At 59.6% G+C, this 15,052-nt stretch carries 14 protein-coding genes and 1 rRNA gene; 7 read left to right on the forward strand and 8 right to left on the reverse strand.

What is annotated here, in order from left to right; translation table 11 throughout:
• Positions 1-80, forward strand: a 5S ribosomal RNA gene (gene rrf / locus BVK86_RS30625); the annotation flags it as partial.
• A gap of 230 nt (positions 81-310) precedes the next feature.
• Positions 311-2,203: a penicillin-binding protein 2 gene (mrdA, locus tag BVK86_RS25940; RefSeq protein ID WP_075949095.1), complete on the forward strand. Its 1,893-nt coding sequence runs from the start codon at positions 311-313 to the stop codon at positions 2,201-2,203.
• Positions 2,204-2,279: 76 nt separating this feature from the next.
• On the opposite strand, the gene BVK86_RS25945 is transcribed toward mrdA, so the two are convergent.
• Positions 2,280-2,687: a lysozyme inhibitor LprI family protein gene (locus BVK86_RS25945; RefSeq protein ID WP_075949096.1), complete on the reverse strand. Its 408-nt coding sequence runs from the start codon at positions 2,685-2,687 to the stop codon at positions 2,280-2,282.
• Positions 2,688-2,848: 161 nt separating this feature from the next.
• Here BVK86_RS25945 and BVK86_RS25950 point away from each other — a divergent pair, with 161 nt between their 5' ends.
• Positions 2,849-3,337: an SRPBCC family protein gene (locus tag BVK86_RS25950; RefSeq protein ID WP_075949097.1), complete on the forward strand. Its 489-nt coding sequence runs from the start codon at positions 2,849-2,851 to the stop codon at positions 3,335-3,337.
• 361 nt (positions 3,338-3,698) lie between these two features.
• Here BVK86_RS25950 and inhA read toward each other — a convergent pair whose 3' ends face one another.
• Positions 3,699-4,385, reverse strand: a complete 687-nt coding sequence (gene inhA, locus BVK86_RS25955; RefSeq protein ID WP_075949098.1) for an isonitrile hydratase — start codon at positions 4,383-4,385, stop codon at positions 3,699-3,701.
• A gap of 89 nt (positions 4,386-4,474) precedes the next feature.
• Here inhA and BVK86_RS25960 point away from each other — a divergent pair, with 89 nt between their 5' ends.
• A complete protein-coding gene (locus BVK86_RS25960) occupies positions 4,475-5,446 on the forward strand; it encodes a GlxA family transcriptional regulator (RefSeq protein WP_075949099.1) in 972 nt (323 codons plus the stop codon).
• Here BVK86_RS25960 and BVK86_RS29890 read toward each other — a convergent pair.
• Both BVK86_RS29890 and BVK86_RS25965 read right to left on the reverse strand, forming a co-directional pair.
• Complete coding sequence (locus BVK86_RS29890; protein WP_157720433.1) at positions 5,427-5,585, reverse strand: hypothetical protein; 159 nt, start codon at positions 5,583-5,585, stop codon at positions 5,427-5,429. The two genes, BVK86_RS25960 and BVK86_RS29890, sit on opposite strands and share 20 nt — an antisense overlap.
• The gene (locus tag BVK86_RS25965; protein ID WP_075949100.1) at positions 5,569-7,392 is read right to left on the reverse strand and encodes a glycoside hydrolase family 15 protein; all 1,824 of its coding nucleotides are present in this window, start codon (positions 7,390-7,392) and stop codon (positions 5,569-5,571) included. The genes BVK86_RS29890 and BVK86_RS25965 overlap by 17 nt, the downstream gene beginning before the upstream one ends.
• 211 nt (positions 7,393-7,603) lie before the next feature.
• Here BVK86_RS25965 and BVK86_RS25970 point away from each other — a divergent pair, with 211 nt between their 5' ends.
• Positions 7,604-8,779 carry an MFS transporter gene (locus tag BVK86_RS25970; protein WP_075949101.1) on the forward strand — a complete coding sequence of 392 codons (1,176 nt, stop codon included), beginning with the start codon at positions 7,604-7,606 and terminating at the stop codon, positions 8,777-8,779.
• A gap of 50 nt (positions 8,780-8,829) precedes the next feature.
• On the opposite strand, the gene BVK86_RS25975 is transcribed toward BVK86_RS25970, so the two are convergent.
• Positions 8,830-9,576 (reverse strand): 3-oxoacyl-ACP reductase family protein, encoded by a 747-nt coding sequence (locus BVK86_RS25975; protein WP_075949102.1) that lies wholly within the window; start codon positions 9,574-9,576, stop codon positions 8,830-8,832.
• Positions 9,577-9,702: 126 nt separating this feature from the next.
• Between BVK86_RS25975 and BVK86_RS25980 the strand changes: the two genes are divergently transcribed.
• Positions 9,703-10,629, forward strand: coding sequence for a LysR family transcriptional regulator (locus tag BVK86_RS25980; RefSeq protein WP_075949103.1), 927 nt, complete (start codon positions 9,703-9,705; stop codon positions 10,627-10,629).
• Positions 10,630-10,663: 34 nt separating this feature from the next.
• Here BVK86_RS25980 and BVK86_RS25985 read toward each other — a convergent pair whose 3' ends face one another.
• The 3 genes from BVK86_RS25985 to BVK86_RS25995 form a co-directional block, all read right to left on the reverse strand.
• Positions 10,664-11,392 (reverse strand): aspartate/glutamate racemase family protein, encoded by a 729-nt coding sequence (locus BVK86_RS25985; RefSeq protein ID WP_075949104.1) that lies wholly within the window; start codon positions 11,390-11,392, stop codon positions 10,664-10,666.
• Positions 11,393-11,451: 59 nt separating this feature from the next.
• Positions 11,452-12,993 carry an NCS1 family nucleobase:cation symporter-1 gene (locus BVK86_RS25990; RefSeq protein WP_075949105.1) on the reverse strand — a complete coding sequence of 514 codons (1,542 nt, stop codon included), beginning with the start codon at positions 12,991-12,993 and terminating at the stop codon, positions 11,452-11,454.
• A 514-nt stretch (positions 12,994-13,507) separates the two neighbouring features.
• Entirely contained in the window at positions 13,508-14,242 is a 735-nt protein-coding gene (locus BVK86_RS25995) for a phosphoadenylyl-sulfate reductase (RefSeq protein ID WP_075949106.1), read from the reverse strand.
• A gap of 172 nt (positions 14,243-14,414) precedes the next feature.
• Here BVK86_RS25995 and thrH point away from each other — a divergent pair, with 172 nt between their 5' ends.
• Positions 14,415-15,032: a bifunctional phosphoserine phosphatase/homoserine phosphotransferase ThrH gene (gene thrH, locus BVK86_RS26000; protein WP_075949107.1), complete on the forward strand. Its 618-nt coding sequence runs from the start codon at positions 14,415-14,417 to the stop codon at positions 15,030-15,032.
• The last annotated feature ends 20 nt before the right edge of the window (positions 15,033-15,052 follow it).

A 15,052-nucleotide genomic window follows, 5' to 3' on the forward strand; every position in this document is an offset into this window, starting at 1 on the left:
ATCCCGAACTCAGAAGTGAAACGATGCATCGCCGATGGTAGTGTGGGGTTTCCCCATGTGAGAGTAGGTCATCGTCAAGATTAAATTCCGAAACCCCAATTGCGAAAGCAGTTGGGGTTTTGTTTTGTCCGCAGGAAAATCTGTTCTCCTCGATTTCTATGCAATTACTCGGGGCTTGGCCAGAGATCGCCGTTAGAGGAAAACGCACTAAAGTGACCGGGCAGTTTTTGGTATGGTGCAGCTCGTTTTTTAACGGACTGTTTCGAAGCCCACGGATCGGCGTTTCCCTTTTCAAAGAGTTGCTACAGAAATGCCCCAGCCGATTCCGATCAAAGACCACGAAAAAGAAACCCGCCTGGTCAACAAAAGACTCATGGCTTGCGCCTTGTTCGTCGTCGCCATTACTTGCGCGCTTGTGGTGCGCCTGTACGTTCTACAAGTCGTCGAATTCGATTATCACTCCACGATTTCCGAAAACAATCGCGTGCATGTCCTGCCGATTCCGCCTACCCGCGGCTTGATCTATGACCGCAATGGCGTGGTGCTCGCGGACAATCAGCCCAGCTACAACCTGACCATCACCCGCGAACGCGCAGCCGACGTCAATGAAGAGCTGGATGAAGTGGTCAGCCTCCTGCATTTGCCCGCAGAAGACCGCACGCTGTTCGACAAGGCCATGAAGCAGGCACGCCATCCGTTCGTACCCGTGACGCTGTTCTATGAGCTGAGCGAAGAGCAGATTGCGGTGCTCGCGGTCAACGAGTTCCGGTTGCCGGGCCTGGATGTCGAGCCGCAGTTCGTTCGGCACTACCCACTGGGCGAGCATTTCGCTCATTCGGTCGGTTACGTCGGGCGCATCAACGAAAAAGAATCCAAAGTGCTGGATACAGTCGAATACCGTGGCACCCAATCCATCGGCAAGACCGGGATAGAAAAATTCTACGAATCACAACTGCACGGCCATGTTGGGTACGAGGAGGTCGAAACCAATGCCCAGGGCCGCGTATTGCGCGTGCTCAAGCACACTGATCCGGTGCCGGGTGAAAACATTGTTCTGAGCCTCGACATCAAGCTTCAGGAGGCCGCCGAACACGCCTTGGGTGATCGTCGTGGATCGGTCGTCGCACTCGATCCGTCGACTGGTGAAGTGCTGGCCATGGTCAGCAATCCAAGTTTCGACCCAAATCTGTTTGTCACCGGTATCAGCTCCAAGGAGTACTCGTCGCTACGCGACTCCATCGACCGGCCACTGTTCAACCGTGTGCTGCGCGGTCTCTACGCGCCGGGTTCGACCATCAAGCCCGAAGTGGCGATTGCCGGGCTCGACGCCGGTGTTGTCACGCCACAGACCCGGGTGTTCGACCCGGGCTATTACCAATTGCCGGATTTCGATCACAAGTACCGCAACTGGAACCACAGCGGCGATGGCTGGGTGGATATGGACGCGGCGATCATGCGCTCCAACGACACCTACTTCTATGACCTGGCGCACAAACTGGGCATCGATCGCCTGCATGACTACATGGCGATGTTCGGCCTGGGTGAGAAAGTCTCTCTGGATATGTACGAAGAGTCGGCGGGGCTGATGCCATCCCAGGCTTGGAAGCGCGCCACGCGCCGTCAACCATGGTTCCCGGGTGAGACGGTGATCCTCGGCATCGGCCAGGGCTACATGCAGGTCACGCCGCTGCAATTGGCTCAGGCGACGGCCTTGATTGCCAACAAAGGGGTGTGGAACCGCCCGCACCTGGCCATGACCGTGGACGGTGTCGCGCCGGTGGATGAGCACCCGATGCCAAACATTCTGCTCAAGGACCCGCGTGACTGGGAGCAGGTCAACCACGGCATGCAGATGGTGATGCACGATGCCCGCGGGATTGCCAGAGCCGCAGCGGCAGGCGCGCAATATCGTATCGCCGGCAAGAGCGGCACCGCGCAGGTGGTGGCGATCAAGCAGGGCGAGCGTTACAACCGCGAGAAAACCCGCGAGCGCAACCGCGACAATGCCTTGTTCGTAGGGTTTGCCCCGGCCGAACATCCCAAGATTGTGATTTCGGTCATGATCGAAAACGGTGAGGCCGGGGGGCGGGTCGCAGGACCGGTGGTGCGGCAGATCATGGATGCCTGGCTACTCGATCAGGACGGTCATCTGAAGCCGCAATACGCAGCACCCAGCAAATCCCCCGTCGACCCTCACGTCTGACTCGTCGCGCGGGCGTTTTTTGTCGGGCCTGAGGTGTGGCACGCTGATAATCAGAGTGCCTGTAAAAAAATCGCACTTAAGGGGCTGATGGCACCGGACATCCCAAATCCCCCTCCTGACACTTCAGGTATGTCTTGAACGTCTCAACCCGCGCCTGGGTCAACTCCGTCACGCAATTGCGATAGATCAGCGGGTAAACACTGCCGCCTTCAACGCCTGAGGCCGAAAATTTGCACTCGGCATCGCGAAACGCAATCCACGAACGCTGCGCGCTCAACATCAGCTTCTTGCGGTCGGGATCACCCTTCAGGCGGTCGGTAATCTGTTGGTAAAGCGCATTCAACTCCTTGTCGGCCGCTGCATGCTGCTGCGATGCACACTGGTTCATCGTCGCCTGGTCGGTGGCGTTGTCGCAGTTCACGGCGGCGTAGGTCTGGGAGGTGAGCATCAATGGCGTCAGCGCCAGGAGAAAGCGTAGGTGCATGGAGAAACTCGCTGTGACAAGGGGGCGTTGAGGGGCAGTGTAGCGAAGCAAGCGTCGCTGCCAGGGGGTACTATTACGACAGCTTAAACCGCTTTCATACAACTTTCGGGTTGGACTTGTGGTCTTACAGGCCTACTGTTGTTCAGTACAGGAGGTGACAAATGAAACCAGTACCCAATAGTTTTGAGCGCAAAATCACGCTTAAATCGCCGCGCTCCCATGTTTGGCGTGCATTGGTCGATGCAGAGGCGTTCGGACAGTGGTTCGGCGTAGCGCTTGAAGGCAGGCGCTTCATTGCCGGCGAGTGGACGCAGGGTCAGGTGACATATCCCGGATACGAACACGTGCTGTGGAATGTGCTGGTCGAGCGGGTGGAGCCGCAGCAGTTGTTTTCCTTTCGCTGGCACCCTTATGCGGTGAATCCGAAGATCGACTACTCCCAGGAGCCCACTACGCTGGTGAAATTCGAACTGCAAGATTTTGAGGACGGCACACTGCTCAAGGTTTCCGAGTCGGGGTTCGCACACATTCCCGACGTCCGCCAGAAAGAGGCGTATTACATGGACAGCCGTGGCTGGGAAGAGCAGTTGAGCAGGCTCGAACAGTTTCTTGTCGAAAACGCCAAGGCCCGCGAGCGTGAGGGCGGCTGACGGCTATGCCTTTGAGACTTGGCTGAAACGCTGGACGCGGGTGCCGGACGCCTGCAGGTCATGGAACGCATGGCTTCGAGGCTGCATACCTGAGGTGTCTAAGGGTTTTCGGAAGGGGGCTATGGCGAATGTCTTACACGCAGTAACAACTATGTCGTCTATTGCAGCTTGGATCCGATGCGTATTCTGGCCCCATCCACTGAAGCACAAGGAGTGCTCAGGATCATGGATGATCGGCCATTTGCATGGATTGCTCACGACAGGGAGTTGTAATGGTCTTGGAAGAACCCGCTTCGGCGGGTTTTTTTATGGGCGCAAGAAAAATCTGGCTGCGAGATGCTCATCTCGCAGCCATTTTTTTTCATGGGCGATGGAGTTTCGCGGCCGCGCGTTCGGTAATTTCTGCGCGCAATTGCAACGAACCGGCGGCACGTTTGCGGGCATCTTCCAGTACGCTGGCCGGCGCCGTTTCCGGGCTGCCTGCCTGAAACGGTGGAGCCGGGGCGTATTCCAGCTGCAACTGCACCCGTTCAGCGGTGGCTTGATCGTACAGCTCAGCGGCCAGAGTCAGGGCAAAATCGATGCCGGCGGTGATCCCGCCCCCCGTCAGCAGATTGCCGTCACGCACCACGCGGTCGTTCACCGCAATCGCTCCCAGCGGCGCCAGCAGTTCGTGGTAGGCCCAGTGAGTGGTGGCGCGTTTGCCTTTAAGCAGGCCCGCCGCACCGAGCACCAGCGCACCGGTGCAAACCGACGTCACGTAACGCGCGTTGGCAGCCTGAGCCTTGATGAACGCCAGCGTTTGCTCATCTTCCATCAGGGACCCGACGCCGCTGCCACCGGGAACACAAATCACGTCCAGCGCCGGACAGTCGTCGAAGGTGACAGTCGGTTTCAGCATCAGGCCGGTGCTGGCGGTGATGGGTATCAAGTCCTTCCAGATCAGATGCACCTTCACATCCGGCAACGAGGCCAACACGTCGTAAGGGCCGGTGAGGTCGAGTTGTTGCACTTGTGGAAACAACAGAAAACCGATCTGCAAGGTCATGGTGTTTTTCTCCTGAAGTGGGTGGACGCCTTCACTGTAGGCGCCTAGGATTTGGCGTATACGCCAATCACCCCACGAATTACGCCAATATGCCGAAAATCATTCATGTGCTCGCGTTTGCCAATGTGCAACTGCTCGACGTTACCGGCCCGTTGCAGGTGTTCGCGTCCGCCAATGACATCGCCCGCCAGCAAGGCGCACCTGCGCCGTATGCGCCGTCGGTGATTGCCAGCGGCGGCGGGACGGTGATCTCGTCAGCGGGCCTGGCATTGTTGGCCGAGCCGTTGCCCGAGCAGGGCAGTGACACCTTGATCATCGCCGGTGGCTGGGGTGTTTACGCGGCGGCGCAGGATCAGCCACTGGTGACCTGGGTACGCGAGCATGCAGCAGGATGCCGACGGGTGTCCTCGGTGTGCACCGGCGCATTCCTGTTGGCAGCCAGCGGCTGGCTCGATGGCCGTCGCGTGGTCACCCACTGGACCCGATGCGAACAGTTGGCGCAGCAGCATCCGCAATTGCGGGTCGAGCCCAATCCGATTTTCATCAACGACGGCCCGGTCTGGACCTCAGCCGGAGTGACCGCCGGTATCGATCTGGCGTTGGCGATGGTGGAAGCCGATCTGGGTCGTAACATGGCCCTGGAAGTCGCCCGGCAGCTGGTGGTGTTTCTCAAACGCCCCGGAGGCCAGTCGCAATTCAGTGTGACCCTGTCCCTGCAAAAAGAAGGGAGCCGCTTTGACGAACTTCACGCCTGGATCAGTGAAAACCTCACCCAGGACCTCGGCATCCCAAGCTTGGCCCTGCAAGCGGGCATGAGCGAGCGCAGCTTCGTGCGCCACTACCGCGCCGAAACCGGCCAAACCCCGGCCCGGGCCATCGAACTGATCCGCGTCGAGACCGCACGACGCCTGCTCAGCGATACCGGCGTGCCGATCAAACGGGTCGCCGTGCAATGCGGATTCGGTAGCGAGGAAACACTGCGCCGCAACTTTCTGCGGGCGATGGGCGTGACGCCGCAGGCTTATCGCGAACGGTTTAGCGTCAGCCTTGCAGACGGCTGAAGCCACCTTTCCAGCCCAGCACTGGCCGCTCGACGATTGAGGCCGGTTCGAAGAGGTCAAAGCTGTGTTGGGCGCCCGTTTTGTTGAAGTCTTGCGGGAAGTAGGTTGCGCCGAACCGACTCTCAAGGCTGCCAAACATTCTTCTCGCCACTCAATTTCCGATCGAGAAAACACGCCGCGCTGATCAACGCCAAGTGCGTCAACGCTTGCGGGGTATTGCCCATGTGCCGGGCGTGGCTGTCGAACTCCTCGGCATACAGCCCTAAAGGGTTGGCGTAGCGCAGCAGTTGCTCGAACTCCAGATGGGCCTTCTCCACCCGGCCAGCGCGGGCCAGGCATTCGACGTACCAGAAGGAACACGCGGCGAACGCGCCTTCGGTGCCCGGCAAGCCGTCGATATGGGTGTGTTCGTTGCGGTAGCGGTAAACCATGCCATCGCGCACCAGGCTTTTTTCGATGGCGTCCAGGGTCGCCAGCCAGCGCGGGTCCTTGGCACTGACGAAACGCACCAGCGGCATCAGCAACATTGAACCGTCGAGGCCGGTGCCGCCGATGTGCTGGACGAAATGGCCAAGGTCTTCGTTCCAGAAGTTGTCCCAGATGTCGGCGTAAATGGCCTGACGCGTCTGGTCCCAACGGGCGAACGGGGCGGGCAGCGAGCGTTTTGAGGCGAGTCGGATCGCCCGGTCCAGGGCCACCCAACACATCAGGCGCGAGTGCAGAAAGTGATGTTGCTCGCCGCGCATTTCCCAGATGCCAACGTCCTCCTGATTCCAGGTTTCGCAGACCTGATCGATCACTTTCGTGGTGTGTTTCCAGCCTTCATGGGAGATGGCTTCGCCGTACTTGTTCACCAGATACACCGCATCCATCAGCTCGCCAAAAATGTCGAGTTGTACTTGCGCATAAGCCAGGTTGCCAACGCGCACCGGTTTTGCGCCGCCATGCCCGGACAGGTGCGTGAGTTCGATTTCCGGCAGTTCCTGACGGCCATCGATGCCATACAGAATATTGAGTTTCATCGGCTGGCCCCGGCAGTCGCTGACCCGCCCGCGCAACCAGCGCATGTAGGCGTTGGCCTCTTCGACGAAGCCCAGGCGCATGAAAGCGTAAACGGTGAACGAGGCGTCACGGATCCAGGTGTAGCGGTAATCCCAGTTGCGCTCACCGCCGACGGTTTCCGGCAGGCCGAAGGTTGCGGCGGCGAGGATGGCGCCATGTTTGCGCGAGGTCAGCAGCTTCATCGCCAGGGCCGAACGGTTGACCATTTCCCGCCAGCGGCCGCGGTAGTTGGACTGGCCGATCCAGTCACGCCAGAACTTCAGGGTGCGCTCCAGGCACATCGACGCAGCGTCTTCCATGAAGCGTGGATCGTCGACGGCACCCAGCAGGAATTCGGCGTTCTGGCCCTGTTCGAGGGTAAATTCGGCGACGGCGGCATCGGCTTCCATGCGTAACGCCTGATCCGCAGACAGGCGCAGGGGCGGCTGATTGTCGGCTTCGAAAATTACGGTTTTTTTATCAAGGCGGGCGCGGGTTGTGGCGCGGGCATAGTCGTGTCGAACGGCGCAGCGCAGGTGAAACGTTGCCTTGCCACTGACCACCCGGACCTGGCGCATCAACAACGGCAGATCATCCTCGCTGTCACCGATGGGCAGCAGGTCGGTGACTTCCACTACGGCGCTATCGCTGAGCCAGCGGGTCTGCAGGACATTGGTGTCCGGCAGGTAAATCTGTTCGCGACGGGCGTCGGGCAAATCCGGCGACAACTGAAAAATCCCGGCCTCGGGACTGTCCAGCAGCGAACAGAAAATCGACGGGCTGTCGAATTCCGGCCAGCAGAAAAAATCCACGCTGCCCTTGTCATTGACCAGCGCAGCACTGCGCATGTCACCGATGATGCCGTGGGCGTCGATCGGGCTTTGGCGTTCGGGTTGATCTGCCATTGTCGCGAAACTCCGGGAAGCAGGGACCTAAGTAGCTGACTGGTCTGGATGGGCTGGAGTTCATTTGTGCGGTGACTGTTCTGGCTTCCTCGCGGGCAAATATGGGCGCGAGCCTGCCCGCGAGAGGGCCTTCACATTCAACCAACAATTCCACCCTTTCCCCCCATACGGCCTTATGGCAACTTGCAGGCCCCTGACGAGATCTGCACCTATGGCCAACCCCTATCGCGAACTGTTCAACGCCCCTGGCGCCCGGGCCTTCGTGCTGGCCGGGATGATTGCGCGCATGCCGATTTCCATGACGGGCATCGGCCTGATCACCATGCTTTCGCAGTTACAGGGCGGCTACGGTTTGGCCGGTGCGGTGGCGGCGACGTTTGCATTGGCCACGGCGTTTTGTGCGCCGCAAGTGTCGCGGCTGGTGGACCGTTTTGGGCAGCGGCGGATTTTGCCGGTGTCGGCACTGATCGGTGGCGGGGCGTTGTTGCTGGTGTTGTTGTGCACGCGTTTGCAGGCGCCAAACTGGACGTTGTTTGTGTTCGCCGCCATCGCCGGGTGCATGCCGAGCATGTCGGCGATGGTGCGGGCGCGCTGGACCGAGTTGTATCGCGGTCAGCCGCAACTGCAAACCGCCTATGCGCTGGAGTCGGTACTGGACGAAGTCTGCTTTATTGTCGGGCCGCCGTTGTCGGTGGGCTTGTGCGTGGTGGCGTTTCCCGAAGCGGGCCCCTTGGCGGCGTCGTTGATGTTGGCGATCGGCGTCACGGCTTTCGTGTCGCAACGCAGCACCGAGCCTGCGGTGCACCCCCATGAGGAACATCATGCGACGTCGATCATTCGTTCCGTCGACATCCAGCTGCTGATGCTGTTGATGGTCGCCATGGGCACCATCGTCGGCGTGGTGGACGTGGTCAGCGTAGCTTTCGCGCAACAGCAGGGCCAACCGGCGGCGGCAAGTATTGTGCTGTCGGTGTACGCCATCGGTTCCTGCATGGCCGGTCTGGCGTTCGGTGCCTTGCGCTCGAAAGTGCCGTTGCCGCGCCTGTTTCTATACGGAGGCATCGCCACGGCGGTGACGACGTTGCCGCTGTTACTGGCGGTGAACATTCTCGGTTTGTCATTGGCGGTGTTCGGTGCCGGACTGTTTTTCGCGCCGACATTGATTGTGGCCATGGCGCTGGTGGAACAGATCGTGCCACCGGCAAAACTCACCGAAGGCCTGACCTGGCTGGTCACCGGATTGAGTATCGGGGTGGGCATCGGGGCGGCGGGGTCGGGCTGGCTGGTGGATGCGTTCGGGGCGAGAAGCGGATTCTGGCTGGCGATTGGCGCGGGTGCGGTAGTGCTGGGTTCTGCGGTACAGAGTTATCGTCACCTGAAAAATTGACCCTGTGGGAGCGGAGATGTCCGCTCCCGGGCCGCATCGGGTTTATACCATCAGGCGCCAAAACCGCCGTCGATGGTCAGACTCGCGCCGGTGATGTAACCCGCTTCAGGGCCGACCAGGTAGGCGACGAAACTGGCGATCTCTTCAACCTTGCCGTAACGACCGACCGCCATCAGCGGGATCAGGCTGTCGGCGAAGTCACCCTCGGCCGGGTTCATGTCGGTGTCGACCGGGCCCGGCTGCACGTTGTTGATGGTGATGCCTTTCGGGCCGAGGTCTCGGGCCAGGCCTTTGGTCAGGCCGACCAGTGCAGACTTGCTCATTGCATACGGGCCGCCACCGGCGAAGGGCATGCGGTCGGCGTTGGTGCTGCCGATGTTGATGATGCGACCACCTTCGGTCATGTGCCTGGCGGCGGCCTGGGTGGCAATGAACACGCTGCGCACGTTGATGGCCAGGGTCCGGTCGAAATCTTCGAGTGTGAAATCTTCCAGCGGCGCCACCGCCAGCACGCCGGCATTGTTCACCAGGATATCCAGGCGACCAAAGGTTTCTACCGTCGCGTTCACGGCGTTGTGGATGGCTTCGGCGTCGGCGCTGTCGGCCTTGATGGCGAGGGCTTTGCCGCCGTCGGCGATGATGCCGTTTTGTAATTCTTCGGCCTTGGCGGTGGAGCTGACGTAGGTGAAGGCTACTGTCGCGCCTTGCGCGGCCAGGCGTTTGACGATGGCCGCACCGATGCCGCGGGAACCGCCTTGGATCAAAGCCACTTTGCCGCTGAGGTTCTGAGTAGTCATTTCGTTCTCCAAAGTCCCGAGGCGAGATGTCCCGGTTGATGGAGCCTAGTATCGATTGAGGATTGCAGGCTGAGTAGACGGTAATTGCTATAGTCTGTGTAAACCAGAAGTTTATAGTGATGCACCATGGAAACCTTTAGCAGTATCGAATGCTTTGTTCGCAGTGCCGAGGTCGGTAGCTTTGCCGAAGCCGCGCGGCGCTTGAGCCTGACACCGGCGGCGGTGGGTAAAAGTGTCGCCAAACTGGAGGCGCGGTTGGGGGTGCGGTTGTTTCAGCGCAGCACCCGCAGCCTGACGCTAACCGAGGCCGGTCAGCTGTTTTTGGGGCAGGTCAGTGCCAGCCTGACGACCATCCAGAACGCGGTGGCCCATCTGGCTAACGCCGAAGGCCAGCCGGCGGGGACTCTGAAGGTCAGCATGGGCACGGTCTTCGGGCGGCTATATATCGTGCCGCTGCTCGGCGAGTTTCTAAGGCGCTATCCGGCGATCAACCCGGACTGGCATTTCGACAATCGCCAGGTCGACCTGATCGGCCAGGGTTTCGATGCGGCGATTGGTGGCGGATTTGAGCTGCCCCAAGGCGTGGTCGCACGCAAGCTGGCACCGGCGCATCGGGTATTGGTGGCCTCCACAGACTATTTGAAGCGACATGAAGCGATCACGGAGCCAGACGATCTTCACCATCACGACGGCATCCTGATCCGTTCGCCGCAAACCGGACGCGTGCGTTCCTGGCAGTTGATTGGCAGCAGCCCCCAACACTGCCGACCGTTGATGCTCAAGGCGCGAATGACCATGAGCGATTCGGACGCCGCTTGCGCCACAGCCGCCCAGGGCCTTGGCATTGCGTTGGTGAGCATGCCGTTTGCAGTGAATTATCTGGAAGCAGGCACGTTACAGCGAGTGTTGCCGGACTGGTACATCGATGACGGTAATATTTCGATCTACTACGCCGAGCACAAATTGTTGCCGGGCAAGACGCGGGCGTTTGTCGATTTCATCATTGAGCAGTTTGCGCAGCAGGGGTTGGCGCAGCGGTTCAGTGCGGTTTGAGCATGGCTGTAGACCGAGGCGTGGTCATCGCGGTCTACCGCATGAACTTCTGCGGCCAGCCAATAATGTTCTTCGGCCGTGGTGTCGCATACGTGCGCACCTTCGACGTCGACAGGCCCAATCGCACCAGCGACTCGGCAATGGTCACTGCCGCGGTCACGCCATCGATCACCGGCACACCGGTACGCTGGCGAATCTGCTCATCAAGCCCGGCCATGCCGCCGCAGCCCAGGCAGATGACTTCCGCTTTGTCCTGGGTCACCGCCAACTCGGCTTGATGCACGATGGCCTCGAGTGCGCGTTGCGGCTCGTGTTCCAATTCCAGCACCGCCAACCCGCTGGCGCGCACCGACGCGCAGCGATCCCAGAGGCCTGAGAGTTTCAGGCGATCCTCGATCAGTGGCACGGTGCGGTCGAGGGTCGTGACCACCGAGTAAGCATGGCCGAGGAACATCGCGGTGCTGGCCGCCGCATCGGTGATGTCCACCACCGGCACGTTGAGCAGCTCCTGCAAGCCTTCGCGGCCGTGTTCGCCGTAACCGGCCTGAATCACCGCATCGAAGGGCTGGTCGTAGGACATCACCCGGTCCATGACCGCGATGGCGGCCAGGTAGCTTTCGAAATTGCCTTCGATGGAGTCGGCACCGAAGTAGGGCGTCAAGCCAACGATTTCGGTGCCGGGCGCGGCCACGGACTGGGCCGAGCGGGCGATGGCCTGGGTGATGGATTCGGTGGTGTTGACGTTGACCACGAGAATTCGCATGGGAAGTCCTTATAGCGGGTGGTTCCGCGGCCCGACGCTACTGCCGGGCCACGATGGAGTTAATGGCTGACGTTGTCGACCGCAATGGCTTCGCCGCTGACATCGGCGTAATGCGATTGGCGTTTGGCGATGATCAGGTAGAGCAACCCTGCAATCGCGGCGCCAATCAGCCAGGAGAACGGCGACACCAGGTGGAAACCCGGCACCAGCGCCAGGACGATGGCGATCAAGGCTGCGGGAAGGAACGCCGCCACCGCGCGCAAATTGACCCCACGGCTGTAGTAATAAGCGCCGTTCGGGTCTTCGCTGTACAGTTGCGGCACGTTGATCTGACCTTTTCGTAGCAGCCAATAGTCGACCATGATCACGCCATACAGCGGGCCGAGCAGGGCACCGAGACCCGAAAGGAAGTACACGATCACCAGCGGGCTGTTGTAGAGGTTCCACGGCAGAATCAGCACGGCGATGGTCGCGCTGATGAGGCCGGCACGCCGGAACGTCAGGTGCTTCGGCGCCAGGTTACTGAGCACGAAAGCCGGGGCGACGAAGTTGGCCATGATGTTCACGGCCACGGTGACGATCAGGAACGCCAGGCAACCGAGGACCAGGAAGAACGTGTTGGGGATCGAGGCGATAATCTCTGTAGGACTTTCAATAATGTGGCCGTTGATCTGAAATTGCGCGCCGCACAGCAGGACGGTGATGACGGCGAACACCAGAATGTTCACCGGCAGGCCCCAGAAATTTCCGATCTTGATGGTTTTGCGGCACGGCGACGAACGGGCGAAGTCGCAGAAATTCAGGATCAGCGTGCCGTAGATCGCCAGCCACAGCGCGCCACCGGCAAAGATGTTGCGCCACATCTCGCCACCGGTGAGCGGTTCGCGGATTGACCAGGCAATGGTCGCGTCGGCCTGAAAGTACATCCAGGCCGCGAGGGCGGCGACGGTCAGCAGAATCACCGGCCCGGCAAATGCTTCGTAGCGACGCACCATTTCCATGCCGTAGGCGAGGATCGCCAGTTGCACGAACCAAATCGCTACGAAGCATATCCAGCCGAGGGTCGACAGGCCGAGGATGGAGTCGTGGTCGTAGTCGGCGAAACCGGGGTGGATGGCCGTCAGCAAGACGCGAAAGACCACCGAGGCCAGGTACGTCTGAATGCCGAACCAGGCGATGGCGATCACGGCACGGATCAACGCCGGAATTTGCGCCCCGTGAATGCCGAAACTGATCCGGCTGATGACCGGAAACGGCACACCGGTCTTCTGGCCCATGTAGCCGGACAGGTTCATGAAAAAGTACACCAGCGCCGCGCCAATCCCCAGTGACAGGAGAATTTGCCAGCCACCCAGGCCCAACGCATAAAGGCCGATGGCGAAGGAGTAGTTGGCGATGTTGTGCACGTCATTGGTCCACAGCGCGAAAATACTGTAGCGACCCCAGCGTCGCCCCTCGGCTTTGGTCGGCGCGAGGTCTTTGTTGTGCAGGCGAGGGCTGAGAACCACGGGAGGTTCAAGCGTTTGATCAAAAGCGGTCTGGGTGGCGTGGGTGGAGGGTAGATCCAGCGCAATATTGTTGTTTGAGAGACTTGTACGCATTCCGGCAGGCTCCTGATGCTCGACGCCGCGATGACTGTGCATGAGCGTTGGCTCGACAAATCTTCGTCGTGGCGTAGCGAATATCATTGGTTACGGGGCATCTGCAGCCTGTACGGGATAGGGCGCTTCAGGCTTGCGGATCTAAAGTGTGTGTATGTCTTGAATTTATTGTATACAAAACATGCATGCACTTAAGCCAGTTCCATGCCAGTGGAGATATCTACGAAAGGCGCTGCTCATTTCGTTTAGTTATGTCGTATTGCCAAATTATTGAAAAATAAGGAATATAAATTGACCGCTTGAACAGGTATTTATTTTTAGCGCGCATCTGGGGTAAACGCAGGTGATCCGCGTTGGGAAGGAAATGTAACTTTTAGGGGCGTGGAAACGAAAAAGTGCACACATAAATGGCACCTATGGTGACATTCGTGTGTACACATTCGTTTGGCGCATGATACAGGCCAATGTGGGAGCTAGCTCCCACAGGGGATGTCACAGGGCAAGAAGGTAGGTGTTACGCCTTGCTGATGATATTCCCCGCATGCAACCCGCATTCTTTCTGGGTTGCTTCTTCCCACCACCAGCGGCCTTCGCGCTCATGCTGGTTCGGCAGCACCGGCCGGGTGCAGGGTTCGCAGCCGATGCTGATGAAGCCGCGCTCGTGCAGGCTGTTGTACGGCAGTTCCAGCATGCGGATGTAACCCCAGATCTCTTCGCTGGTCATTTGCGCGAGCGGGTTAAATTTGTACAGGGTGCGTTCCGGGGTGGAGAACGCGGTGTCGATCTCCATCACCGCGACGGCGCTGCGGGTGCCCGGGCTCTGGTCGCGGCGCTGGCCGGTGGCCCAGGCTTTCACGCCGGAGAGTTTGCGGCGCAGCGGCTCGATTTTGCGGATACCGCAGCACTCGCCATGGCCATCCTTGTAAAAACTGAACAGGCCTTTTTCCTTCACGAACGGTTCGAGTTTGGTGTAGTCCGGCGACACCAGTTCGATGTCGATCTTGTAGTGCTCGCGCACCTGATCGATGAAGCGATAGGTCTCGGGATGCAGACGGCCGGTGTCGAGGCTGAACACTTTGACGTTCTTGTTCAGCTTCCAGGCCATGTCCACCAGCACCACATCCTCGGCGCCGCTGAAAGATATCCACAGTTCATCGCCGAACTCGGCAAAGGCGAGTTTCAGGATGTCCTGGGCGGATTTATTGGCATAGGTCGTGGCGAGTTCCACGACGTCGAACGTTGGGCTCATCAGGGCGGCTTCCTACAGGTCGGTGGCGCTGGGCGCTCTATAGGGGGCCGATGGTAACAAAAAGCGGCGTTGCTCGGGGCGTCCCGTGCGTTGCGCGGTGGGGGCGGAATCGCTAGAGTTCGGCAGTCTTTTAGCTCGCTCGACCAATAAACAATACAAATGGGAGTGTCTTGTGGAAATTGCCTGTCTGGATCTTGAAGGTGTGTTGGTTCCGGAAATCTGGATCGCCTTCGCCGAAAAAACCGGGATCGAATCCCTCAGGGCCACCACTCGGGACATTCCCGACTATGACGTGCTGATGAAGCAGCGCTTGCGGATTCTCGACGAGCACGGCCTGAAGCTGTCGGACATTCAGGAAGTGATCGCCACCCTCAAGCCGCTGGACGGCGCCATTGAGTTCGTCGACTGGCTGCGTGAACGTTTCCAGGTGGTGATTCTGTCGGACACGTTCTACGAATTCTCCCAGCCGCTGATGCGTCAACTGGGCTTCCCGACCTTGCTTTGCCATCGTCTGATCACCGACGACACAGGGCGTGTGACGAGCTACCAGTTGCGCCAGAAAGATCCCAAGCGTCAGTCGGTCCTGTCGTTCAAGGGGCTTTACTACCGGGTGATTGCGGCAGGGGATTCCTACAACGACACGACGATGCTGGGCGAGGCCGATGCAGGGATTCTGTTCCATGCGCCGGATAACGTGATTGCCGAGTTCCCGCAGTTCCCGGCGGTGCACACGTTCGAAGCGCTGAAGCACGAATTCATCAAGGCTTCGAATCGGACGTTGAGTTTGTAAGCATGAGCTGTGGCGAGGGA

The organism is Pseudomonas reinekei (genome assembly GCF_001945365.1).
GTDB lineage: Bacteria > Pseudomonadota > Gammaproteobacteria > Pseudomonadales > Pseudomonadaceae > Aquipseudomonas > Aquipseudomonas reinekei.